This window comes from Finegoldia sp. P1-F-LS, from assembly GCF_052932205.1.
On the sequence record NZ_JBRFJH010000006.1, the window covers coordinates 68,527 to 94,418 of the forward strand.

The following is a 25,892-nucleotide window of genomic DNA, read 5'->3' on the forward strand; positions in this document are numbered from 1 at the left end:
TTTTACCAGTCATTCGAAAATCGTAATTAATTTTCTATCCTCAGTTTTTTCGATATTTCACAGAACAGATTATTTTTTGAAAACAATATTTCATCAATTTGTTTAACTAATCTCATTTCCATCAGAGAATTTGTTACAAAACAACAATCCATATCTCGTAATTCGTTTAACTTAATTGACTCTTCAACTATATTATACCTTTTTACTCGTAAAAAATCTATTAATTTCTTGCGAAAAATGCCTGGCAATATTCCATCTTCTACCGGTGGGGTTAATATTGTTTCTTTTTGGATAAAAAACACGTTAGTATAAGTTCCCTCTGTCACATTTCCATCCTTATTTAGAAATATCCCCTCATCAAATCCCTCCTCCAATAATTTTTTGTGCAAATAGTCATTTAGCAAATAATTATTTGTTTTGTGATAAATTAAAGGGTTGTTTTTATCTCGTAATTGATTGAGAACTTTTAGTTTCAATCCTTTTGTGTATTTTTCATCGGAATAATCGGTGCTTCTTGTAGTAATAAACAAATCATAATCACCATTATCGTCCAAGACCATAATTCTCAAACAATCAGTAGCTAAATTGATGTTTTGCATTTTGTCTTTTATATTTTCTCTTAAATTATCTGCATTAATCCCTAGAAATTTCATAGAATTTTCAAGTCTCTCAATATGATCTTCAAAATAAACAGGATTTGAATCTACTACTTTTATAGTTTCAAAAAGCCCCTTGCCGTATTTTATTCCATCATTCATATCAAAGCCTCGTACACTTTTCTTGATTTTTGAATTGTTTCATCATATTCGCTATTCATTTCAGAATCCCAAGTTATTGCTCCACCACCTGAGAAGTAGCAGCGGTTATTTATTTTTAAAATTGTTCTGATTAAAATGTTGAAATCACAATTTTGGTTGAAAGAAATGTAACCAATGGATCCTGTGTAAATGTTTCTGTTGAATTTTTCAACCTTGTCAATCGCTTCAATTGAAGCAAGCTTAGGAGCTCCGGTGATTGATCCTCCCGGAAAAATGTTTTTAATTAAACTGAACACATCTTCATCTTCTCTTAATTTACCAACAATTGTAGCCACTAAATGATGAACATTTTCGTAAGTTTCCAATGAATAATTGCTAATAGCTTTTATGGTTTCTGCATCACAACTCATTCCCAAATCATTTCTCATCAAATCAACTATCATCAATAACTCTGAAATATCCTTGTCACTATTTAATAATTCATTTTTCAATTTTTCATCTTCGTCTTTATCATTAGATCTTCGAATTGTTCCCTTGATAGGTCTCGCTTGAACATGTCCATTTTGACAATCGAAAAATCTCTCTGGAGATGAAGATAAAACGCAGTATTCACCAAAATCCATATAAGCCATGAAGTCTGCCTTGTTAACTTCTCGAAGTTTCTTATAAATGTCAAACTTATCCTTGGTCGTGTCTACAATAAACTGTTGAGTTAAGTTAACTTCATACACATCACCATTTTCAATCATAGTTTTGATGTCATCAAAGCTTTTCGCATATTCTTCTTTTGTTATTGTTTTGATAAGCTCAGATGTTTTGTATTGTTTTTCTGCATAATTTGGTTTTACAAATACAGCTTCAACATCTGTAATATCTGTATCATTCAAGTAATAAATGGTGTATTCTTTTGTATTATTGTCAAATTCAATTATTTTAAAATAAATTCCAAAATAAGCATCGTACACATCAGTATTTTTCTCAGAATTTAAAACGACATTACAATTGGAACTCGTAAAATCATATGACAAAAGTCCAACTGCTCCACCGATAAATTGATTATCATCTTCTTGCAAATAATCATCCATTATTAATTTAAGTTGATTAAGTGGATTATCGCTAATATTTTTATTTACAAGTCCACTGATTTCAACATTGTTATCCTTCGATTTCAAAACAATTTCTGGATTGAAACCTATGTATGATTTGTTGCCTTGATTATAACTTCCCTTCGCACTATCTAATAAAAATGGCAAGTTTTTATCTTTTATGTTGTATAGAATATCTAGAATTGTTACATCTGATTTAACTTTCTTAGAACGAATCATATCTTACCTCCTTTAAGAAGTTTTCAATCATTTTTAGTCCGTAATCAGTTCCCACACTTTCTGGATGAAATTGAACAGTTTCTATCTTGTTTTTAGAATCTCTAAATCCCATAATTATTCCATCAAAGGTTTTCGATGTTATAATCATATCTCCATATTTTCCATTTTCAAATTTACTATCATCAACGATTAGCGAATGATATCTCATTACCTTTACAGGATTTGGAATATCTGAAAATATTCCCTTACCGTCATGATTAATCTCTGTCATTTTACCGTGCATTGGTCGTGGTCCTTTTATAATTTCAAGTCCCATTGAATAAGCCAATGCTTGATGACCCAAACAAATACCAAGAATTGGATATTTCCCTTTTAATTTTTCAAATATTTCAAGAGAAATTTTGGATTCTATTGGCGTTTTTGGCCCTGGTGAAATCACTATGATTTCTGGGTTTAATTGTTTTATCTCTTCCAACTTTATCTCGTCATTCTTTTTCACGATAACTTCTTCTTTTAATATTCTCAAATAAGAAACAATGTTATATGTGAACGAATCGTAATTATCTATCATTAATATCATTTAATCACCCAATAAAAATATATAAGATTTTATGCTAAAAATCAAATAAAAAAATGAGCTTATCATATAATAAACTCATTTTCAAATCTTAAATAATATCTATTACATTTTTGTTTGCTGCTGTATTTGCTGGAGAATAAGTAAACACAATTCCTATTCCCAAAGAAATACCTAAAGATATTAGAACTGGCATTAATTCTAGTTTAATTGGGAATGGCAAGAATTTTGATGCAATAAATGCAGCAATCATTCCAATGATGTATCCAATTATTCCGCCAATTACAGTAACAATAATTCCTTCTAGCATAAATTGATACAAGATTTCTTTTTTCTTTGCGCCTATCGCCCTTCTAATCCCTATTTCTTTGATTCTTTCTGCAACCGAAATGTACATCATATTCATCATTCCAATTCCAGCGATTAAAAGAGAAATGGCAGCTATTAAAGATATAAAAATAGTGATTGAACCCAATACACTGCTGATACCTTCAATTTGTTTTGCAATATCTACGAAACTATATGATCCTGCCGCTTTCATAGGTCCATTTTTCTCGAGATATTCTTTAATTTCTTTTGCTTTATCTTGAACTTTGGTACCATTTTTTAAAACAACATTAATCATTGAGATTGAATTGTTGTCTTTCGGTTGACGTGATTGAAGTGTACCTTTTGGCAAATCTACATCATTTCCGATACTGAATAAACTTGTCGCAGCATTATTCTCTTTTACTCCAACAATAACAAAATAATCATTTTTTACAAGAATTGTCTTGTTGATTGGATCTTCATTTTCGAATATTTCGTCGGCTATTTTTTGAGAAATGACTGCAACTTTTTGGTTATTTTCTCCGTCTAATTTCGTAATAGCTCTTCCATTTACAATTTTGCTTTCAGTTTCTTCGACAGGTTTTGCGAACGCGCTTTCCATTTTGCCATCATTTTTTCGTATAGAAACATTTAGCAAATCATTTTGAAATTGATCTGGATCGGATTCAACTTTTACGACATCTGTAATTTGTGAAATATCTCTAATATTTTTCTCGGTGAATACTGATGTATTGCTTCCAACAGAATTTGTTGGATTATCAGGTTGGAAATAAAAGGCAACGCTAAGTTCCTTATCTTCTCCACCCATTAAGCTATCAACAACGTAGTCTTGGAAACCTCTACCGATTGCAATAATAGTTATTACTGCTGCAATCCCAATAATAATTCCCAGCATAGTCAACAATGAACGTTTTTTGTTTTTGATGATATCTTTGAAGGCAGTATTAAATAAAACATTAAACTTCATAACTATCCCTCTCTTGTAAAACACCATCTAACATAAAATATTTTCTGTTGCAATTATGTGTAATATTTTTATCGTGCGTAACCATTATTATTGTGATTTTCAGTTTTTTATTCAGTTCATCGAATAGCGTCATTATTTCCTTGCTAGTTTCTGAATCAAGCGCACCTGTCGGCTCGTCAGCTATGATAAATTTTGGATTGTGAACAATAGCACGAGCAATCGCAGCCCTTTGTTGCTGACCTCCTGAAAGTTGTTTCGGCTTTTTGTCTGCTTGATTTTTAATCCCGACCAAATCCAAAGCTTTCAATGCTTTTTCTCTGGCGTATTTGTAAGATTTCCCTTGATACAAAAGAGGTAATTCTACATTTTCAGCTATTGTGTAGGTTTGAATAAGTTGAAATTGTTGGAAAATAAATCCCACAGATTTATTGCGAAGATCGGACAATTTATTATCTGAAAATTTGCTAATCTCCACATTTTCAAACCTATATATTCCTGTAAAATTCTTATCCAAAAACCCAAGAATATTAATTAATGTGGACTTCCCAGATCCAGACTCTCCCATTATTGCAACAAAATCCCCGCTATTAATATCCAAACTAACATTTTTAAGAACATGAAGTTTGTTCTCTCCTGAATTATAAAACTTGTTAATTTTTATTAAATCTATCATGACTAATCTTCAACCTTTATTTCTTGATTATCTTTCAAATCTTTTACATTAGAAATAATTTTGTCACCAGATTTTAATCCAGAAATCACTGTATATGAATTTGCATTTTTTTCTAGTTGAACTTGTTTTTTTACAGCTTTTGAATCTTTGTATTCAAATACATAGTACTTGGAGTCTTCTTCTTTTACCATTTCTTTTGCAATTTCAATTTTATCGGATTTTTTTCTAACTTGAACATTAAATCCAACATGAATAGGCTTTTGTGTTTTTATTTTGAATACGAAATTCGAAGAATTACTTCCAGATTGTTCCGTCATGTTTTGCATTTGATTGGATCCAAATGATCCAGCTTGACTTTCTGGAGTATTAGAAATCTCTACTACTGTTCCTTTCGTTTTTTCATCTCCATTAATAGGAATTACTTCCACATTGTCATTTTCTTTTAATTTGTTGTAGTCGTACTCTGAAATATTTCCCTCAATAATATTTTCATCACTAGTGACTTCAATCAAAGCTCCTTGACTCATCGGATTGTCGATATTTTTGTCATTAACTTTACATGTTCCATCAATTGTAGCCTTGATTGTTTTTGACGAGCTTTCTTTTAAATCATTAAGTTGTTTCTTTTGTAATTCTACTTGATCAAGAGCTTGCTTGTAAGCTCTATTTGATTGATTAAGTGAAGGCTCCATTTGATCAATTTGCATTTCCAATTCAGGAGAAAAAGTTTTGTTATATTTTTCTACCAATTTATTGTAGGATTTGTATGCATTATTTCTATCTTCTAGTGCATAACCTGCTTGACTTTTAGCTTGATCCAATTGCATTTGCATTTGATCAATTTGTTTTTCAACTTCCTTGTTTACAAAAGTAATCAGTACATCTCCTTTTTTCACAGATTGACCATTTTTCACATGAACTTTTTCAACCTCACCATAAGCTTGATTGTTGTAAACTTGTTGTACATCTCCAGTTTTTGATATAGCACTAAAGACCAAATCACTTTCTTGTGATACTGTATACAATTTGTACTTAGTTTCATTATTCTGATTAGCTTTTACTAATTTGAAAATCAATCCTCCAACGCAGGCTAAGGCAATTATAGCTAAAATAATTGCAAATCTTTTATTATTTTTCATACGACCTCCTAATTGTATCTCTGTAATACTATTATAATACAGCGGCACTAATTAGTCAACATATTCATAATTTCGTTGTAGAATTTTATAAATCTATCCAAAGATTCAATATCCAATCTTTCTTTTGTTGTGTGTACATCGTACATTGTAGGTCCTATTGATATGCAATCAATGTTTTTATATTTTTCTGCAAATACGCCACATTCAAGTCCAGCGTGGATAACTTTTACATAAATTTCTCTATCATTTATTTTTTGGAAAGCTTTCTTTGCTACTTCCATCAATTCGGATTTTTCATTGAATTCCCAAGTCGGATAATAATTGTAGTCGAATGCAGTTGCATCGTGTTTTTTTGCTTTTAAAATTATATCTTCTCTTAGCTCTAATAATTTGTCATGGTTTGAAGATCTACTAGATATTATGATTTCAAATTTATCATCCAGTGAATTTACAATCGCCAAGTTACATGATGTTTCTACAGTTTCATCAAGACCTTCGATGTAAGAAATAGCACCAGAATTTAATTCTATAATTAAATCCGTAAGATTTTCTGTTGTTTTTTTATCCAGACATTTTTGTTCATCTACTTGTTCAAATACAAGTTTCAAATCCTTATCAAAATCTTCCAAATCAATCTTAGATATAAATTCTTCTGATTTCTTGTTAAGTGAGTCAATGGATTCATCAGTAGATATAACTATTTCTGCATTTGTTGGAATGGCATTGTCTTTTGTACCACCGTAAAAATCGCAGATATAATAATCATCCAGTGTTTTTAAGAATTCAAAAACAACCTTGATTGCATTTTGGTGGTTCTTATCAATTTCCATTCCAGAGTGTCCACCTTTAAGTCCTTTTACAGAAATTTTGTAAAAATTGGACAAGCTTTCTGAACCGTAATTTTTGTTTATTTCAACATTGACATTTTCCCCACCACTGCTACCTACAATCAATTCATTTTCATCTTCTGAATCTATGTTAATGAAATATTTCCCAGACAAATCAAAATCAAAATTCATCGCACCGCTCATATCTACTTCTTCACTTGTAGTCACCACAGCTTCTATTTGAGGAAGTTTTTGATTAGATGTCAAAGTAGCCATAGCAATTGCAAGACCAATTCCATTGTCTGCCCCAAGACTTGTCTTGTCAGCAAACATGAATCCATCTTCTTCTATGATTTTGATTCCATTGTCAAAATCATATTCTTCATCGGAAACGCACACCATATCCATGTGTGCTTGAAGTATTATTCCATGGCTTTCTTCCAAACTTTTGTCAGCTTTTCTTTTAATGTAAATATTATTTGATTTATCCCTATTGCACTCTAAATCATTATCGTGAGCAAATTTTTCCAAATAATCTGCTATTTTTTCTTCATGCTTTGAACATCTATTTATTTTAGAAAAATCCCTAAAATAATCTAATACAGTATTCTTATCCACTACGCACCTATAATTTCTTGAACTATTTTGTTAACAGTCTTACCATCAGTGTATTTGCCGTATTCTGCCATCATGTACTTCATGATTTGACCAATTGACTTGTTAGATTTTTCAAGGGAATTTTCTTCCATGAATTTTTCTATGATTTCTTTTAGTTTTTCTTCAGAAATTTGTTCTGGTAGATAAGATTTGATAATTTCAATCTTTTGTTTTGTTTCTTCTATAGTTTCTACTCTGTCTTTTGGTGTTTGTTCCAAAGCATCCACAGTTTCTTTAAGCTCTTTCTTAACAAATGCTATTTGTTCATCATCTGTTAAATCTCTTTTCTTTTCTTTTTGTTCCAATAAAATATTGCTCATCATCAAAGAAATAACTCCAGATTTTAACTTGTCCTTGTTCTTCATTGCCAACATTTTATCTTTTCTTAATTTTTCAATTGTACTCATAATTTCACTCCTAACCAAAAATAAATGTAAAATAATAATTCATTCTAAACATATATATAGACCAATATGCACATATTAGCCCCATCAAACTTCCTATCACGACATCCGTAAACCAATGCACCCCAAGAATAATTCTGGAAACTGCAATCATAAATGCGAACACAATCGCTATAAGCATCGTCACGAAGAAAAACTTATATCCGTAGCTTAGTACATACGCAATCGTCAAATAAAAGCTCATACTAACACATGAATGACCGCTAGGAAAAGAATATCCAAAATAATTTATTCCTTTATTTACTTTCGGTCTTTTTCTTCTAAACACAAATTTTAATGTGTGAACTGCAATAACACTAAGCATAACGCTCATGATTATTGATGATGCTGATACATAATTGTGCTGACTCACAGTAAAAAACACAATAGGTATACTTATAATCATAAGTGTTTCAACGTTACCAAATTTTGTGATTTTTGCCATCATCGCAATAAGAGAATTTTGTCCCATTTTTGTAAAATGATCCTTTAATCTTCTATCCAAGTTTGTTTCAGTATCTTTTAATACAACAAACCCTAGAAAAAAAGTAATCAATAATAGAACAATACTACAAATTATTACAAACCAATCGTATTTATTCATTTTTAATCCTTCCTTTTATACTTCATCTTAAATTTTATACCAACCAAGTTCAAATGTATAGTAGGAAAACTTCCAATAAAAAATGAACCATAAAAATAAATTTATAGTTCATCAAGATTTTTATTTGATTTTATTATATATTTTTCCGCCACAAATACCGTAGCCAAATAACTTACATATCCAACTAACATTCCAAAAAAAACATCTGTTGGCCAATGCACTCCTACAACAAGCCTACTAAAAGCAATTACAAATGGAATTATTCTCAGATAGATGAATTTGTAATTTTTTAAGCTGCATAACAAATAACTCAAAGTGAAATAAAAGCTTGTACTCACCAAACTATGTCCACTGACATAACTGTAACCGCCTTGTTCTATTTTGAAGAAATCTAGAGGTCTTACTCTGAGAAAGCTATATTTGTACACATTCATAGCCACAAGCCCAATCAAACAAGATATAAGTGTAATAGTAAAAAAAGAATTCTTGCCAATACGTTTTGAATAATATAAGCTAATCGCCAATATTAAAAAATACGTACTGAAATTGCCAAGTATTGTGAATGCTTTGAAAATATAAAAAGTGAAATTACTCGTAAGATTTTGTACAAAATTCATTATTTTCGGTTCAAAAGATAGACCTGATTGTTTTCGAATTACCATTCCAAAAATTAATGAAGCTACAAGTATTACCGCTGACAAATATATTTTTTTCTTATTTATTACCTTTCCTATCATAACCCTTTACCATACTCACAATTTGGGAAGTGACAGTCTGAACATTGCATGCAAAATCCACCATAACCCAAACTATTAATCATATCTTTCGTAACTTTAATATTTGCAAAAATATAAGGCAAAATAATGTCGAAAACTGTAGATTTGTTGAACATGACACATCCTGGAAGTCCCATAATTGCAGTGTCGTTTTTATAAGCCAACATAAACATCGCTCCTGGTAGTACAGGAGAACCGTAAGTTACAACCTCTGCCTTCGAATCTTTTATCGCTTTTGGTGTCATATCATCTGGATCTACACTCATTCCACCAGAAACCAAAATGATATCTGATTTGTTTTCTAGTGCCTTATTGATTTCTCGTGTAATATTTTCGCTATTATCATCGACAATTACATGATTTATTACTTCACAATTGTAATTTCTCATTTTTTCTTTTAACACAGGTCCAAATTGATCTTTAATAAGACCTTTGTACACTTCAGATCCCGTTGTAATGATGGAACATTTTTTTGTTGTATCAAATGGAATGATTTCCAAAATAGGAACTCCATTCATTATTTTCTTCGCTTCATCCATTACTTTTTCTTTTGTGAAAAGCGGGATAATTCTCATTCCAGCAATTTTTTGTCCTTTTCTTACTGGTTGATTACCCAGAACAGTTGCAATTGATATGTCATCAATTGAATTTAACTTGAATAACCTATCTCTGTCCACTTTCAAAAATCCATCCACATCGGAAATTATTTCAATCTTACCTTCTTTTATATCAGATGAATGCATGTGTTCATTGATGCAGATATCTTTCAATATAATTGCACAATCATTTTCGTGCAAATCATCATCTTCTAATTCCATAACGTAAATATGTTCCTTGCCCATGCTCAATAAAACAGGAATATCTTCTTCTGTAATAACGTGACCTTTTTTAAAAGCTCTTTCCTTAACCACGTCTTTTACAATTCTAGTCATATCATGCGGTAAAATGTGACCTACCGCATCTTCAGTTCTAACTACTTTCATTTAAAAACCCCTCTTAATTGATATTCCTATTTTATCACGAAATCATTATTTTTTAAAACACACAACGAAAAAAACTGGAGTTTCCTCCAGTTTTATTTATTCGCTTACTAAATTATAGTAGACATTGCTCGTTATTTTAAATATTATTAAATACACTGTAATTATTATGGCAACTGATATCGCAAATGGAATAGCAAATTCAGATATATTTCTTATTCCAAAAATCCCGCACAATTGATACAACATTTTAGATGCAATTGCTGAGTGAATTACTGCCACAAAAAGTGGTAAGAAGAACATCCAATAAATTTGTTGCGATGATGTCTTTTTGATCATTTTGTTTGAGAGTCCGACTTTTTTCATTGTTTGAATGTTTTTCCTATCTTCAATTCCTTCTGACAAGTGCTTGTAATAAGCTATTATCGAAGTTCCAATTAATAAAACAAAACTTATGATGAAACCAATATATAAGAACGCTCCAAACATACTGTACACTCCAGTTTTTGTTTCTTGTCTAGATACAAATTGAAGAGAACTGTCTTTGGAGATAAATTCTTTTCCATCTAGTTTTTTGTCAGAATCTAAAAAGTATGATACCTCAACTTCCAAAGGTTTACTTGCTACTTCATTATCCGTAGGCATTCTGAAATCATTGCAAAATCTTACCAAATCCTCATCGTTTTTTACAACTACGTAGAACATATCCACAGCAATATTTCTTCCTTCTATCTCGTCAATTTTTTTGAATTTGTAATCAGCACTTCCCAATGTTATCTTATCTGATGTCAAATATTTCATGTAATTTGAATTCAATAAAATTTCTCCATCGTTCAATGAATAATTCTTGGAAAACTTATTGTTAAATGAATCCAAAGTTTGAATCATAATATAGATTGGATGCGTATTATTCATTCCCATTTTAGAAAATTTATTACCATCAAGGTTTGCAAACATCATCGTACTAACTTGATAATAATCATTTTTAGGATTTGTTTTTTCTGTGACTAAATTTTTTAATCTAGCCTTCTCTTTTTCGATTTTTTGGGAAAAATCTTTATCCGGTGTAATTGTTCCTATCAATTTGTAATCTCTGTTTACAGTTGAATCTACAACTTTTTCTGCACTGTTGTAGATAGCCATTGTAGTCGATAGTGATACTACAACTCCTGTACATAAAATTGCGATACTGGCTAACCCTACAGCATTAGATTTCATTCTGTAAAGCATACCCGACACAGTGATGAAGTTTTTCGATTTGTAGAAGAAATTCTTGTTTTTCTTCATCATTTTTAGTACAAAAATAGTTACTGCAACAAATCCACAATATGTTCCAAACAATACAAGTAAACTTGCCACGAAAAACATCAACAAACTTTCCAAGCTTCCTTCTATTGTCAACGCGATGTAGTAACCAATTGTTGTTAGAACTATTGCTAGAATGAGAAATATTACTTTAACTTTTGGTTCAGATTCCGATTTTTGTCCTTTTGCAAATAAATCTCTAGTTGTAGCAGATTTTATATTCAATATATCGAAAATGAATGTTAAAAAGCTGATTACAAAATTAAATGCTAATGTCAGTATTATTGCTTTTCTTGAAATTCCAAACTGCATTATGCTGAAATTTTCTTGCATCAATTTTCCAACGGCTAAGAACAATACTTTCCCCAATGTAATACCGAATACAATTGTTAATGTTGAAATAAGAACAAAAAATATCGACTTTTCTTTTAACAAAATTCTATTGATATGCTTGTTCTCCAATCCGAAAACACGATACAATCCGAATTCTTTGAATCTTCGTTTTATCAAAAATCTATTTGCATACATAATAATAGCAAATGTAAATATCGATATGATAATTGATCCGAAAACTATTATCGCTCCAAATTGGTCTTTTTGCATAACGTATTTGTTATCTAATAGAGATATCATAATAAACAAAATCGCCACCATAATACTCGTTGACAAAATATATGGAATATTTACGATTTTGTTGGCTTTTAAGTTTTTGAGAGCGAACTTCGTAGATAATTTAGAATTCATTATCTACACCTCGATTGTTTATAACAGTCAATGATTCATTAATTCTCTCCATAAATTCCTTGTTGTCGCTGTTTCCCTTATAAATTTCATGGAACACAACGCCGTCTTTTATAAATATTACTCTGTTAGAAAATGAAGCTGCCTTCACAGAGTGAGTTACCATTAATATAGTTTGTCCTAATTTATTAATTTTTGTAAATAAATCAAGTATCATATCTGATGATTTTGAATCCAATGCACCTGTCGGCTCATCTGCCAATATCAAATCTGGTTTTGTAATCAAAGCTCTTGCTATCGCAATTCTTTGTCTTTGTCCACCACTAACCTCATAAGGATATTTGTTAACAAACGATTCAATACCTAACAAATCTTGAATTTCAGATAATCTTTTCTCCATTTCTTTTGGCTTATAATCTGAAAGTACCATTGGCAAAAATATATTGTCTTTGTTTGAGAAAATATCCAATAAATTAAAATCTTGAAATACAAATCCAAGTTTTTCTCTTCTAAATTTTGCAACTTCCGATTCTTTTAAAGCGGAAATATCTTTGCCATTTAATACGACCTTGCCGTTAGTTTGCTTATCTAATGTTGATATTACATTCAGTAAAGTTGTTTTACCTGAACCTGATTCTCCCATTATTGCTATAAATTCATTCTTTTCTACAGAAAAATTCACATCTTTTAATGCTACTGTTTCTACATTTTTTGTTTTGTATACTTTTCTTATGTTTTTTAATTCTAAAATATTCATAACACCCTCCATAACTATATGTTAAATGAATTTAGAAAAAGTAGCATTTATCTAAACTAACAAAAATCATTCAATCTTACAAAATCGTAAGATTAGTTATTCACAATTATATAAAATTTACTACCTTGACCTACAGTAGAATCGACTTTCAAAGTTATTTCCAGTTTATCTGCGATAGATTTTGCCAAATACAAACCCAACCCACTCGATTTTTGTTTTAATCTTCCATTAAATCCCGAATATCCTTTATCAAAAATCCTATTGATATCTTCCTCTGGAATCCCTATTCCGTAATCTTCTATTAAAATCACTATAGAATTGTCTTTCTTAAAAGAATCTACAATGATCTGTGAATTTTCGGAGTATTTAATCGCATTGGAGAGAATTTGTTCCAACAAAACACTTAGCCATTTGCTATCTGTAATGCATTTTAATCCGTTTTTTCTAAAATCCAATCGTATATGTGAGTTAATAAACAGAAGTGAGTATTTTTTTATCAACATATTGAGTAGATTATCAACATCTACAACACTTATATCCATGTCTTTTTCGTGCAAATTAAGCTTCAAATAATTTATAGCCATATTCGTGTAGTTGTCGATTGATTTAAGTTGCATTTTCATTTCTTTATTATCTTCTGTCAGAATTTCCAAGCAAGTTATTGGTGTTTTGATCTGATGTACCCACATAGAAAAATATTCTTGGATATCTTTTTGCCATGAAATGTAGTCATTTCTCATACTTTCAATTTGCTTTTCTAATTCTTCAATTTTCTCATCGTTTGACAATTCCTTTTGAAAATCAAAGTATTTAATTACCAAATAAATAAAAAATACAATCAAACATATTTCAAATCCTTGGATAAACACTCTTATATCCACATTGTTCAAATAACAGACTATAAAATAAATAACATTTATTGATATGAAAAACAAAATCGAATTGAAATTTTTCTTCAAAAAGTATAATAATTTATTCATTTTGATTACTTCCGTCATTTAAATAGTATCCCGAATATTTCTTAGTCAACAAAAAATTATCCAAGCCAAGTTTATTTAATTTTTTTCTGATTCTGTTTATATTCACGGCTAATGTATTATCATCAATGAAAAAATCATTTTGCCAACACTGATCCATCAATTTTTCTCTTGTTACTATTTCACCTTTAGCTTCGAATAACGATTTTAAAATTAGCATTTCTGTCTTGGTAAGATTAGTATCCTTGTCTTTATATTCCAGCCTAAATTCGTTAATAAAGAGCACAGCATCATTAAAATCTAAGGCACTTTTGATTGTATTATTTCCGTAATATCTCTTCATTATGGCATTAATTTTCACCATTAGTACATCAAAATTAAATGGTTTGGTGATATAATCATCTGCTCCCATCTGCATTCCCATTATGATATCCAAATCTTCTGATTTTGAGGATATAAAAATTATTGGAATGTCAGTTGTATTTCGTATTTTTTCGCACCAAAAATATCCATTAAAGCTAGGAAGAATAATGTCCATCAAAATTATATCTGGCTTTATGTTTTTGACATCCTCCATAATATCTATTCCAGAATTTGTGAACACCTCGTATTCCCAATTTTCTAAATATTCTTTAAGCGAATTTAAAATTATTTTATCGTCTTCAATAATTAAAACCTTCATACTAAAATTATACATAAACTAAAGTGAAAATGATACTTATGCTATTGTCGCAATAAAAAAATTAGTGAACTAATAAAAGTTCACTAATTATATTTACTAATCGTTCATTATTCCCATTCTATCAAATACATAGAATAATAAGCTTAAAACTACTGCAACAACTGATGCGAGAACCATTCCTGATAATGATACTCCCAAGAAGTTTATCTTCAATCCTGAAAGTCCAGTTACAAATATTACAGAAGTTAATATTAAGTTTTTGGATTGTGAGTAATCTACTTTTTGGTCTACTAATAATCTGATACCACTTGTTCCTATCATGCCGTAAAGTAAGAATGTTACTCCACCAATTACATTACCTGGTATCGATGATATTAATGCTGATAATGGTCCAATGAATGCCATTAAAATTGATATACAAGCTGCTCCTGCAATTACATATACCGAATAAACTTTAGTAATTGCCATTACGCCGATATTTTCACCGTAAGTTGTAGTTGGAACTCCTCCAATAAAACCAGATAATGCAGTTGAAAAGTTATCTGCAAAAATCGATCTATGAAGACCAGGTTCTTTTAATAAATCTCTTCCTATTATATTACTTGTAACTACTTGGTGTGAAATGTGTTCACTAGTTATTACCAAAATTACAGGCAACATTGTGATTATTGATTTTAGGTCAAATATTGGAAGTTGAAATTTAGGTAATGTAAATAGTGATGCTTGCATAACCGGTGTAAAATCAACCATCTTTAAAGCAACACTTACAATATATCCTGTTATAATTGCGATTAAAATTGGTATTGTAGCTAAGAATTTTTTAAACAAAACTGAACCTAAAATTGCTACTGACAATGTAACCAAGAAAACTATAAGGTCATTTGTAGTTCTTGTATCTGTCATAATATTTGCACCGATCTTACCGCCAGAAACAGTAGCTTGCGCGAGTTCAAATCCTATCAAACTTACAACACTTCCCATAGCTGCAGGTGGCAAAACAACATCAATCCAATCCGTTCCGAATTTATAAATTATGTATGCCAGAATACACCCAATAAGTCCTATTGCAACGAAAGCTCCTTGTGCATAACGAAATCCCGATTGCCCAATAATTATGGTTGCGGGTCCCAAGAAAGCGAAACTACTTCCCAAATAAGCAGGTGCTTTTCTTTTTGTAATCAAAATAAATAACAGTGTCCCGATACCGTTCATTAGTAAAACAATACTAGGATTGATCCCCAAAACTATAGGTACTAATACACTTGCACCGAACATTGCAAAAGTATGTTGAATACTTAGAGGTATTAGCATCTTTGGAGATACTTTTTCGTCTACTCCAATAATTCTTTTCATAAATCCTCCTTGATTTTTTATCTTTTATATTCTACATTGAAGTCAAATATATTTCAAGTAGTTTGACTTGTATATCTTCTAGCTGATATAATAAAAGTCGTTATTTGAAAGGAATTTATTATGGAAAACAATGGAAATTATTTGAGAACAAAATTACTAGACAATGGTATCAAACCTACATATCAACGAATTGTAATTTTAGATTATTTGGAAAATAATCTTATTCATCCTACTGTTGATGATATTTACAATTATTTAGCTCCAAAATTAACTACATTATCCAGAACAACTATCTATAATACAGTTAAGGTTTTTCTCAAAGCAGGAATTGTGTCCGAGCTTAATATCGATAATTCTGAACTTAGATACGACATTAAAACAGAAACTCATGGTCACTTTAAATGCGAAAAATGTGGTAAGATTTACAATTTTAATACGGAAAATACAGTTGAAAGTTCTGATTTAAAAGGATTCAAAATCAATTCTACAAATATTTTGATTAATGGAATATGTAAGGACTGTTTGGATAAAGAAAATGAATAGTGAGTTTTACAAGATTGAACCTAGAGATGATTTGTACATTAAGTTATTGTTTATTTCAAAAACAGAACTTAAAATCAATGAAGAAATAAAACGAGGAATTCTTCCTTTTCACCAAATGTACTATTGTCTAAAAGGAAATGGAACTTTTATTGTAAACGACAAAAAAATAGAAATACTACCTTTTGATGTATTAATCGTCAATCAAGGATCCAAAATAACAGAAATTTCAAAATCAGAAAGTTTTGAGTTTTATACATTAGCTGTTTCAGAAGTTTCATTTGATACAGAACAAAAAGATAAAGCCGTACTAAGCATCAAACACAACCACATCAATGACCGAGATATGGTTATTTTGTACTATATTAACAAAATTCTTGAAGAAGCTAAGTACAAAAGATTTAGATATCAAAGAGTATGCTCTTGTTTGATAAGTATTTTGATTACAGAAATTCAAAGACGTGGAGACCTAAAGTTTACAATGGATGATCCCGCACAAGATTCATTTACTAAACATGTCCATGATTTCATCTATGAAAATTTCAACCAAGAAATAACACTTGACTCCATATCAGAAAAATTCATGATCTCTAAATCACATTTAATTCATGAATTTAAAAATAATTACGGAAAAACTCCAATGCAGTTTTTGCTCAACAGAAGAATGGAATCAGCAATGTTGTTATTAAAAACATCAAATAAGCCTATTAACGATATAGCTAAACTCTGCGGATTCAATTCACAATCTTATTTTGATCAAGCGTTTCGTAGAGTTGTAAAAGTCACTCCTAACGATTATAGAAACAAATACAAAACAAAAATCAAAAAAATAAAAAAATAGACTTTGTTTAACATATCAATGTTACAAACAAAGTCTTTTTTTACTTATTCAGACACTAATGATTTCACAAACACCAGCTTTTTCTTATCGCTGTTTTTTTCAGAATAACTATATCCATCACAAGAAAATTTCTTCAGTTGTTCAATATTTTCAATATGATTTCTTGCCATATAATTTACCATTCTACCTCTAAGAATTTTCGATGGAGTTGCTTTTGTCTTCAATTTAATATCTCCGTCGATCAATACTTCTTCTTTGAACTCAATTTTAACTGGTGTTTTATCTAGGTACTTGTAAATATTTTGCCCATACTCTTTTGAAGCCAAGTCGATTATTTCTTCACCTTCAAAGTGATTTCTTATTTCATCTTCCCAGAATTCATACAGATTAATAAACTTATCTTCGAAATCCAATCTGTATCTTAATATTTGATCGAATGGCCTAAGTATTCCATAAAGTCCCGATAAAATTCTGAGATGTTCTTCTAAATATTCGAGTTTATCTTCATCTAATGAGTCAACATCCATGTACTGATATTGAATCCCGTCAAAGCTTCTTATAGCACAACCTTTTGGTGATACATCAAAGTTTTTATATAGCTTGTAACTTTCCTCAGCTATTTTGTCAGAACATTTCCACATTGATTTTAGTTCTTCAATGGATTTTTCTTTCATTATTGAAACTAGCGCATTTTTCTTATTTTCAAATAAACAATCAATATTCTCTTTTTTTAATTTTCTAATCTTAAATGTTTTCGCTGGTGAAATTATAATTTTCATTATCCGTTCCTGTTCATTTTTTCAAATCACTCGTGATAAAATCGCTCGTAAGAAATTTTCATCTACTCAATCAAATCTTTACGAATTTCTTTTTGTCTTTATCTCAATAGTCTTATCAGCGATATTCAACGCAGATTTCCTGTGGGACACTATTAACATAGATTTGTTTTCTTCTTTCGAAATCGCATTTAAAATAATGCCCTCATTCAACGCATCTAAATTACTAGTTGGCTCATCTAAGATATATAATGGCGCATCGTGTAGAAAAACCCTTGCTAGACCAATTCTCTGCTTTTCACCACTGGACAATTTTTCTCCGAGTTCTCCGACATTTGTCTCATATCCATCTTTAAGCGAGCAAATAAAATCATGAATCGATGCTTTCTTGCAAGCCTCTATCACCTCATTCAAGCTCGCATCTTTTTTTGCTATCTTAATATTTTCTAGTATGCTACCTTGAAAAAGATACGTCTCTTGGGTCATATAATTTTCTATGTCGCGCAAATCTTTTGTGTTGACTTGTTTGATGTTTCTGTCCGATATTTTAATCTCGCCTTTGTCGACATCCCAAAACCTCATTATAAGTTTCAAAAGAGTCGATTTTCCAGAGCCGCTTTTTCCAAAAATCGCTAATTTTTCGCCATTTTCTAAACTGAGGTTGAAATCATTCAAAATAATCTCATCATTATAGCTAAAAGTTATGTCCTCAATTTTCAAATCACTAAAATACGTTTTATTTTGGTCGTAAACTTCGAGAACTTGAGGTTTTTCTTCAAGTATGTTTAGCACTCTATCTCCACTGGCAAAAGTGCTTCTAAGATTTGCCGACAAACTTGAAAGAGCTATCACCGGCCCAAAACTCGACATAAAAAGAACTGTGACTACAATTAATTTATTTATATCGAAGATAGCTACCATTTCGTTTTTCATAATTACAAACATAATAAGACCAAGAAGTGCAACAATCGATGTTGTAAAACCCCTATTTTGTGCTTCAAAAACTTTTATGCGTTCTTGTTTTCTATTGAGTTTCACAGTAGTTTCATCAATGTAGTCGAGTCTTTTTTCTCCATAAGAGTATTGTATTACTTCCTTCATTCCTCTCAAAGAATCCAAAAGATATGAATTTAAATCTGCAAATTCATTTCTCAATTCCAACCCTTCCTTCTTGCCACTTTTTGAAGAAAAGATAGGTAGAAATAGCCCAACAATTAAATATGAAATCATCGCAAAAATCGCAGCTTTAACACTGTATGCGAATAAAATCGAAACAACAATAACGCTTGTGATAAAAGCTATAAAAATTGGCGATATAGTGTGTGCATAAAAAACTTCAAGAAGTTCTATATCGCTTGTAATAAGAGAAATAAGATTTCCCTTTTCTTTTCCTTCTAGCTTTGCTGGTGCAAGTCTCCTAAGCGCTCTAAAAACTTTATTTCTTATTATAGCTAGTAGCTTAAACGCGATAAAGTGGTTGCACAACTGCTCTACATATCTCAAAAATCCTCGTGAAATCGCCAGCACTATCAACAATATGAAGCTCATATTCAAATTAATTTGATCTGCTCTTGATACAATATTCGCAATTACATAAGAAGAATATGCAGGGATAAAAATTGCTGCCAAATTCCCAATAACTCCTGCTATTATTGCCAGAAACATAAACCCTATAAGAGGTTTTACAAGAGTTATCAATTTCATCATAATATTAAATCCACTTCTCCTCATATTATATTTCTCCTAGATTTTCTAATTTATATTGCTCTGTGAACATCTTTTTATACAAACCATCATTCGAGATTAATTGCTTATGGCAACCTTGTTCTATAATATTTCCGTTTTTCAAAACGTAAATTTTTTCTGATGAAGTAACATTTGCAAGTCTGTGAGAAATCAACACAACAATTTTGTCTTTTGCAATTTCATTTATCAGATTCATTATTATTTCTTCGCTTTCCAAATCTATGTTAGATGTCGCCTCATCAAAAATATATACTTTGCTATCTTTTAGTATGGCTCTCGCAATTGCCAATCTCTGTCTTTGTCCACCTGATAGATTTGAGCCCGCTTCGTTAATTTTTGTGTCCAATGAGTTTTCAGATTCGAAAAAATCATAGAGATTTACTTTTTTCAGTATAGTATACATATCATCATCTGATACATCTACATCTCCCATAGAAAGATTATCTCTCAGACTGCCTTTGAAAATATAACTGTTAGCCGAAACTATCGTCACATTTTTCATCAAATCAGATTCTTTAATGTCGAAAAGCTCGGTATCTTCATACATTATCTTTCCGGAAGCTCTTTTGTTTATACCGAGAAGAAGAGATGCAACAGTTGATTTTCCCGAACCGGATTCTCCAACAAAAGAAGTAATAGAATTGGAACTTATACAAAAAGACAAATTGTTTATTATGTTTCTAATTCCGTCGTATGAAAAATCCACATTTTCAAATTTAATAGAAGATAGTTCTCTCGGAAATTCTCTATCTCCTCTTTCTTCAATATGAGAATCAAGTATTTTAAATATTTTATCGCTCGCTGCCATACCATTCATTGATACGTGAAAAAACGAACCGAGTTGCCTTAGTGGAATGAAGAAATCCGCTGCAAGTAATATCACAATAATCGCAGATTTTAGTGAAATTTGACCATTTACAAGTTGAACTATTGATATGATAGAACCAATCGCAGCTCCCCCAAATGCGATTACATCCATCACGGTAATGGAATTTAACTGCATACTCAAAACTTTCATCGTTATCCTTCTGAAATCTTCAGCTTCCCTGTCCATTTTTTTCTCGTAGTCGTAATCTCTTTGATATATCTTCAATGTAGTAAGACCAGCTACATTGTCAAGAAATGTCTGTCCTAAATTTGCGTAATTTCCCCAATATTTTCCCAAAAGTTTTTTTGCAAATTTCATAATTGCTACTATGGATAATGGAATCAACGGAACTGCTATTATCATCACCAAAGCTGCTTTTGGAGAAAAAAACATAAGTACCGCAAATAGAGTAACTGGTGCAAGAATGCTATATCCAAACTGAGGTAAAAATCCACCGAAATACATTTCAAGTTGTTCTATTCCATCGACTGCAAGTTGCAATAATTCTGACGTGTTTACGAATTTATTATATGATGTACCAAAGCTAAGTAATTTTTCGTATAATTTATGTCTCAACTCTTTTTTCACTATAACAGATGCTTTCTGCGATAGAATATGACTATTATAACTTGTAAAATACCTTACAATTATTGTCAAAATCATAATAACCAAAGAAATGTAAAATGAGTCTCCAATTTCTTTTTTTTCATAAATATTTTGAATAACGCCTGAAATCGTTATTACAAAAATAATATTAAAAACAAGCCCAATCCAGTTTAATAAAACAGTGTACAAAACATATTTTGTTGAATCCTTCATCATAGCAATAAGTCTTTTATTTATCATTTAAATTCCTCCAAAAGTGATTAAATGTATGTCTGAGAAGCGCTAATGGTCTGTAAAAAATCAACCTCGGCCCTGAATATTTCATAACTCTCTTGATATCTTCTCTTCTGTTTTTGCTGAAACATCTAATTGAACATGATGAACAAAAATTTCTTTTATCTTTATTCTGACAATTTTCCAATCTATTGTGAGAATACAGCCTTAGGCTTTCCATCGAATCTTTTTCACTTTTATGGTCTTTTATGTAAATATCAAACATAATATCCAATAATTGTTTCTTATAATCTATCGTAATTTTCATTGAGCAGTCCCTTTCCAAGTATAAAGTTTTTTATTTAAAAAATTCTAATTAAAAGCGATTTTTAATAAAAAACAATATTTTAAAATAGTTCAAAAAATTAAATAACTAAATCTGATAAAAATTTTTTTCATTTATCCTTCAAACTTAGATTAATACTACTAAAATAATAGCATAGCTAATAAATATTATCAACATAACTAATCATAATTTTATGCGAAATTTTTAAAAAAATTTATCCAAAAAAATAAAAAAAGACTGCATTTAATAATTTTATTTATCAAATACAGTCTAATTTTAATTTATTAGCTTTCTTGTTTTGCTATAATATCTTTAACTTTCATAAGTCTTGTAATATTAGCACGTTCATTTTCATCAAGCTTAGCTCTGATATATTTAATTGTTTCTTCTAAGTCTGGAATTGTTCTATATTCCAAAGCGTTTACTCTTCTTCTAGTTTGTTCAATTTCATCCGCCATTAATTGTGTGGCTTTTTCGATTTGTGCCAATTCTAACATTTCATCCATTACTGAATTCAATGAATCAATTGCCAAGTCCAAATCTTGTGATGTTTGTGCATACCCATAAGGATATATCTCACTAGAATCAGCTTCGCCTTCACGAGTAAATTTCATTTGTGGAATAATAACACTCATTACGTTTTTAGTTTCGATATCAACATTTACCTTTGTTTTTGGAAAAGATACCGCTTCATCTAAAAACTCTGGGCTCATTATTGCACTCGCCATTAGAAAATCACTAAAAGAGTTTTGAAGTTTCGCTTCAACTTTTTCTCTTAGAGCTTTGTTCTCTTTGATCATTTCGATGAATTGTCTCATAAGTTCATCTTGTTTGTCTTTTAATAACTTGTGACCTCTAGAAGATGTTTTGAGCCTAGCTTTCAGCTCCGAAAGAGCCATTCTTGTAGGATTGACATTGAGTCTTGCCATTACTCATCAGTCCCTTCACCATTTCCAAGATATTTATCTATTAATTCATCTTTGATTCTCTTCAATTCTGTACGTGGTATTTCTTTTAATAAATCCCAACCTATATTAAGAGTTTCTTCGATTGATCTATCAGTATAATAACCTTGATCTACATATTCTCTTTCGAATCTTTCAGCAAATTTAGCAAATGCTTTATCAGCATCACTTAACGCAGATTCTCCAAGGATTGCGGATAATTGTTTTGCATCAAGTCCTGATGCATATCCTGCGTAAATTTGGTTCATTGTATCTGCGTGGTCTTCTCTTGTTTTGCCTTTACCAATACCTTTATCCTTAAGTCTTGATAATGATGGAATAGCATTGATAGGAGGTTCATATCCTTTCTTGTATAATTCACGTGAAAGTATGATTTGACCTTCTGTAATGTATCCTGTCAAGTCTGGTATTGGGTGAGTAATATCATCTTCTGGCATTGTCAAGATAGGAATTTGTGTAATAGATCCTTCTCTTCCAACAATCTTACCAGCTCTTTCGTATAAAGTTGCAAGGTCAGTATACAAATATCCTGGATATCCTCTACGTCCTGGAACTTCTTTTCTGGCTGCTGATACTTCACGTAGTGCTTCTGCGTAGTTTGTCATGTCTGTCATGATTACTAAAACGTGCATGCCCTTTTCAAAAGCCAAGAATTCTGCACAAGTAAGTGCCATTTTTGGAGTTGAAAGTCTTTCAATTGCTGGGTCATCCGCTAAGTTCATGAACAATACTGCCCTGTCGATGGCTCCAGTTTTATTGAAGTCTCCGATGAAATATTGAGCTTCTTCAAATGTTATTCCCATCGCAGCAAATACTACGGCGAATTTATCGTCTTTACCTAATACTTTTGCTTGTCTTGCTATTTGGGCTGCCAGTTTGTTATGAGGAAGACCTGACCCTGAGAATATAGGAAGTTTTTGTCCTCTAACAAGAGTATTCAAACCATCTATTGTAGAAACACCTGTTTCAATAAATTCTGATGGATAATCTCTAGATACCGGGTTGATAGATGAACCATTGATGTCCACTTTATCTTCTGGAATAATTTTAGGGCCATTATCTATTGGTCTACCTAAACCATCGAATACTCTACCAATCATATCTTCAGATACTCCAAGTTCCAAAGGTCTACCCAAAAATCTTACTGTAGTTTCTTGTAAGTTGATTCCTTTTGTACCTTCGAATACTTGAACCATTGCTATATCGTGGTCAATTTCTACAACACGACCACGTCTTTTTTCACCATTTTGTAATTCTATTTCAACAAGTTCGTCGTATTTTACGCCTTCTACACCTTCTACCGCCATTAATGGTCCGACTACTTCTGTTACTGAATTATAATCTTTAATCATTAACGTTCACCTCCATTAACTAAATCGGTAATTTGTGATTTAATTTCTTGTTTAATTTCGTCAAATCTTTGTAATTCGTCTTCTGGAATATTTTTTGCACGTGTGATTTTTTCTCTTACAGGAAGTTTTGAAATTTCTGAAACATAAGCTCCTTCTTGCAAAGCTTCCAAGGATTCCTTGTGGAATGTTAATATTAAATCCAACATTTTTGCTTGTTTGTCCAATGAACAGAATGTATCTGTTTCGTGGAATGCGTTTTGTTGCAAGAAATCTTCTCTCAAAGATTTTGAAGTTTCAAGTTTGATTTGATCTTCATCACTTAATGAATCACGTCCAACCAATCTTACTATTTCTAGTAAAGATGATTCTTCTTGTAATAACTTCATAGCTTGTTTTCTATAATCTGAGAATTTAGAATCTACATTTGCATCCAAATATTCGTCAATCTTATCTTGATACAATGAATAAGAGTTAATCCAGTTAATAGCTGGGAAGTGTCTCATGTAACTTAATGCGTAATCCAATCCCCAGAATACTTTTACAATTCTAAGTGTAGATTGTGTAACTGGTTCTGAAATATCTCCACCTGGAGGAGATACCGCACCAATAACTGTTAATGATCCATCTCTTCCGTCACTACCTAAACATTTTACTTTACCAGCACGTTCGTAGAAATCAGCAATTCTTGATGCCAAGTATGCAGGGTAACCTTCATCACCAGGCATTTCTTCAAGTCTACCACTCATTTCACGAAGAGCTTCTGCCCATCTTGATGTTGAGTCTGCCATCATTGCTACTGAATAACCCATATCTCTGTAGTATTCAGCAATTGTAATTCCAGTGTAGATACTTGCTTCTCTGGCTGCTACTGGCATGTTGGAAGTGTTAGCTATCAGAACTGTTCTCTTCATCAATGATTGTCCTGTCTTAGGGTCAATCAACTCAGGGAATTCGTTAAGTACGTCTGTCATTTCGTTACCACGTTCTCCACAACCTACATACACAACTATTTCAGCGTCTGCCCATTTAGCTAATTGGTGTTGAACTACTGTTTTACCGCTACCGAAAGGTCCCGGAATTGCTGCGGTACCACCTTTTGCAACTGGGAAGAATGTATCAATAACTCTTTGACCAGTAATCAATGGTTTAATTGGATCTTCTTTTTCCTTATATGGTCTACCATCTCTTACAGGCCATCTTTGAATCATGTTTATTTCAATATCTTTTGATTCATCTTCAACAACGCAAACTGTTTGTTCAACAGTAAATTCTCCAGATTCAATTGATTTGATTTTACCAGATACATTTGCTGGAACCATTATTTTGTGAACAATAACTTCGGTTTCTTGAACTTCACCTATAATATCTCCTGGTTCAACTTCATCTCCAACAGATTTAACAGGTTTGAATTCCCATTTCTTTTCTCTGTTTAATGATGGAGCGCTAACTCCTCTTAACAAGAAGTCTCCAGCTTTTTCTTGCAAAGATTTTAATGGTCTTTGAATACCATCAAACATTTGCTCTAATATACCAGGTCCCAATTCGATTGAAAGTGGATGTCCTGTAGATACAACTTTATCTCCAGGGCCTATTCCTGTTGTTTCTTCATATACTTGAATTGAGGCTTTATCGCCTCTCATTTCAATAATCTCTCCAATGAGCTTATCGTCTGAAACCTCAACCACGTCATATACGCTTGCGTTTTCCATTCCTTCAGCAACTACTAAAGGTCCGGATACTTTTAATACTTTACCTTCTTTCAATATAA

Annotated in this window: 25 protein-coding genes; 2 read left to right on the forward strand and 23 right to left on the reverse strand. The window is 31.2% G+C overall.

Going from position 1 to position 25,892, the window contains the following annotated elements; genetic code table 11:
• Nucleotides 1-26: 26 nt before the first annotated feature.
• From ACU68Y_RS06325 to uraA, 16 genes are all read right to left on the reverse strand, one after another.
• Nucleotides 27-758 (reverse strand): aminotransferase class IV, encoded by a 732-nt coding sequence (locus tag ACU68Y_RS06325; RefSeq protein WP_316449095.1) that lies wholly within the window; start codon nt 756-758, stop codon nt 27-29.
• Entirely contained in the window at nt 755-2,083 is a 1,329-nt protein-coding gene (locus ACU68Y_RS06330; protein ID WP_446755696.1) for an anthranilate synthase component I family protein, read from the reverse strand. Before ACU68Y_RS06330 ends, ACU68Y_RS06325 begins: the two co-directional genes overlap by 4 nt.
• The gene (locus ACU68Y_RS06335; RefSeq protein ID WP_002840324.1) at nt 2,070-2,663 is read right to left on the reverse strand and encodes an anthranilate synthase component II; all 594 of its coding nucleotides are present in this window, start codon (nt 2,661-2,663) and stop codon (nt 2,070-2,072) included. Before ACU68Y_RS06335 ends, ACU68Y_RS06330 begins: the two co-directional genes overlap by 14 nt.
• A gap of 88 nt (nt 2,664-2,751) precedes the next feature.
• Entirely contained in the window at nt 2,752-3,957 is a 1,206-nt protein-coding gene (locus ACU68Y_RS06340; RefSeq protein WP_002837784.1) for an ABC transporter permease, read from the reverse strand.
• Nucleotides 3,947-4,630: an ABC transporter ATP-binding protein gene (locus ACU68Y_RS06345; RefSeq protein ID WP_002842198.1), complete on the reverse strand. Its 684-nt coding sequence runs from the start codon at nt 4,628-4,630 to the stop codon at nt 3,947-3,949. The genes ACU68Y_RS06340 and ACU68Y_RS06345 overlap by 11 nt, the downstream gene beginning before the upstream one ends.
• 2 nt (nt 4,631-4,632) lie before the next feature.
• The gene (locus tag ACU68Y_RS06350; protein ID WP_094225770.1) at nt 4,633-5,769 is read right to left on the reverse strand and encodes an efflux RND transporter periplasmic adaptor subunit; all 1,137 of its coding nucleotides are present in this window, start codon (nt 5,767-5,769) and stop codon (nt 4,633-4,635) included.
• A 47-nt stretch (nt 5,770-5,816) separates the two neighbouring features.
• A complete protein-coding gene (gene pepD / locus ACU68Y_RS06355; protein WP_446755695.1) occupies nt 5,817-7,214 on the reverse strand; it encodes a beta-Ala-His dipeptidase in 1,398 nt (465 codons plus the stop codon).
• Nucleotides 7,214-7,660 carry a GatB/YqeY domain-containing protein gene (locus ACU68Y_RS06360; RefSeq protein ID WP_002837657.1) on the reverse strand — a complete coding sequence of 149 codons (447 nt, stop codon included), beginning with the start codon at nt 7,658-7,660 and terminating at the stop codon, nt 7,214-7,216. Before ACU68Y_RS06360 ends, pepD begins: the two co-directional genes overlap by 1 nt.
• A gap of 10 nt (nt 7,661-7,670) precedes the next feature.
• Nucleotides 7,671-8,300, reverse strand: coding sequence for a phosphatase PAP2 family protein (locus ACU68Y_RS06365; protein ID WP_412646335.1), 630 nt, complete (start codon nt 8,298-8,300; stop codon nt 7,671-7,673).
• Between the two features lie 101 nt (nt 8,301-8,401).
• A complete protein-coding gene (locus tag ACU68Y_RS06370; protein ID WP_446755694.1) occupies nt 8,402-9,037 on the reverse strand; it encodes a phosphatase PAP2 family protein in 636 nt (211 codons plus the stop codon).
• Nucleotides 9,034-10,059 carry a molybdopterin-binding protein gene (locus tag ACU68Y_RS06375; RefSeq protein ID WP_446755693.1) on the reverse strand — a complete coding sequence of 342 codons (1,026 nt, stop codon included), beginning with the start codon at nt 10,057-10,059 and terminating at the stop codon, nt 9,034-9,036. Before ACU68Y_RS06375 ends, ACU68Y_RS06370 begins: the two co-directional genes overlap by 4 nt.
• Before the next feature lie 96 nt (nt 10,060-10,155).
• Nucleotides 10,156-12,105: an FtsX-like permease family protein gene (locus tag ACU68Y_RS06380; RefSeq protein ID WP_446755692.1), complete on the reverse strand. Its 1,950-nt coding sequence runs from the start codon at nt 12,103-12,105 to the stop codon at nt 10,156-10,158.
• Complete coding sequence (locus ACU68Y_RS06385) at nt 12,095-12,859, reverse strand: ABC transporter ATP-binding protein (protein ID WP_446755691.1); 765 nt, start codon at nt 12,857-12,859, stop codon at nt 12,095-12,097. The genes ACU68Y_RS06380 and ACU68Y_RS06385 overlap by 11 nt, the downstream gene beginning before the upstream one ends.
• A gap of 92 nt (nt 12,860-12,951) precedes the next feature.
• Complete coding sequence (locus tag ACU68Y_RS06390; protein WP_316450918.1) at nt 12,952-13,839, reverse strand: sensor histidine kinase; 888 nt, start codon at nt 13,837-13,839, stop codon at nt 12,952-12,954.
• On the reverse strand, nt 13,832-14,518 hold the full coding sequence (locus ACU68Y_RS06395; RefSeq protein ID WP_230958049.1) for a response regulator transcription factor: 687 nt from the start codon (nt 14,516-14,518) through the stop codon (nt 13,832-13,834). The genes ACU68Y_RS06390 and ACU68Y_RS06395 overlap by 8 nt, the downstream gene beginning before the upstream one ends.
• Nucleotides 14,519-14,614: 96 nt before the next feature.
• Nucleotides 14,615-15,871: a uracil permease gene (gene uraA, locus ACU68Y_RS06400; protein WP_002837683.1), complete on the reverse strand. Its 1,257-nt coding sequence runs from the start codon at nt 15,869-15,871 to the stop codon at nt 14,615-14,617.
• A 120-nt stretch (nt 15,872-15,991) separates the two neighbouring features.
• On the opposite strand from uraA, the gene ACU68Y_RS06405 reads away from it, so the two are divergent.
• Both ACU68Y_RS06405 and ACU68Y_RS06410 read left to right on the forward strand, forming a co-directional pair.
• Nucleotides 15,992-16,414 (forward strand): Fur family transcriptional regulator, encoded by a 423-nt coding sequence (locus tag ACU68Y_RS06405; protein WP_035112737.1) that lies wholly within the window; start codon nt 15,992-15,994, stop codon nt 16,412-16,414.
• Nucleotides 16,407-17,252: an AraC family transcriptional regulator gene (locus ACU68Y_RS06410; protein ID WP_316530670.1), complete on the forward strand. Its 846-nt coding sequence runs from the start codon at nt 16,407-16,409 to the stop codon at nt 17,250-17,252. The genes ACU68Y_RS06405 and ACU68Y_RS06410 overlap by 8 nt, the downstream gene beginning before the upstream one ends.
• A gap of 44 nt (nt 17,253-17,296) precedes the next feature.
• On the opposite strand, the gene yaaA is transcribed toward ACU68Y_RS06410, so the two are convergent.
• From yaaA to ACU68Y_RS06445, 7 genes are all read right to left on the reverse strand, one after another.
• Complete coding sequence (yaaA, locus tag ACU68Y_RS06415) at nt 17,297-18,031, reverse strand: peroxide stress protein YaaA (RefSeq protein ID WP_446755689.1); 735 nt, start codon at nt 18,029-18,031, stop codon at nt 17,297-17,299.
• Nucleotides 18,032-18,109: 78 nt separating this feature from the next.
• Nucleotides 18,110-19,759 carry a thiol reductant ABC exporter subunit CydC gene (cydC, locus tag ACU68Y_RS06420; protein ID WP_446755688.1) on the reverse strand — a complete coding sequence of 550 codons (1,650 nt, stop codon included), beginning with the start codon at nt 19,757-19,759 and terminating at the stop codon, nt 18,110-18,112.
• A 1-nt stretch (nt 19,760) separates the two neighbouring features.
• Nucleotides 19,761-21,488, reverse strand: coding sequence for an ABC transporter ATP-binding protein/permease (locus tag ACU68Y_RS06425; protein WP_002837688.1), 1,728 nt, complete (start codon nt 21,486-21,488; stop codon nt 19,761-19,763).
• Nucleotides 21,478-21,789, reverse strand: a complete 312-nt coding sequence (locus ACU68Y_RS06430; RefSeq protein ID WP_035110567.1) for a nitrous oxide-stimulated promoter family protein — start codon at nt 21,787-21,789, stop codon at nt 21,478-21,480. The genes ACU68Y_RS06425 and ACU68Y_RS06430 overlap by 11 nt, the downstream gene beginning before the upstream one ends.
• Before the next feature lie 302 nt (nt 21,790-22,091).
• On the reverse strand, nt 22,092-22,736 hold the full coding sequence (locus tag ACU68Y_RS06435; protein WP_002837680.1) for a V-type ATP synthase subunit D: 645 nt from the start codon (nt 22,734-22,736) through the stop codon (nt 22,092-22,094).
• Nucleotides 22,736-24,124, reverse strand: coding sequence for a V-type ATP synthase subunit B (locus ACU68Y_RS06440; RefSeq protein ID WP_002840316.1), 1,389 nt, complete (start codon nt 24,122-24,124; stop codon nt 22,736-22,738). Before ACU68Y_RS06440 ends, ACU68Y_RS06435 begins: the two co-directional genes overlap by 1 nt.
• Nucleotides 24,124-25,887 carry a V-type ATP synthase subunit A gene (locus tag ACU68Y_RS06445; protein WP_446755687.1) on the reverse strand — a complete coding sequence of 588 codons (1,764 nt, stop codon included), beginning with the start codon at nt 25,885-25,887 and terminating at the stop codon, nt 24,124-24,126. The genes ACU68Y_RS06440 and ACU68Y_RS06445 overlap by 1 nt, the downstream gene beginning before the upstream one ends.
• Between the last annotated feature and the right edge of the window lie 5 nt (nt 25,888-25,892).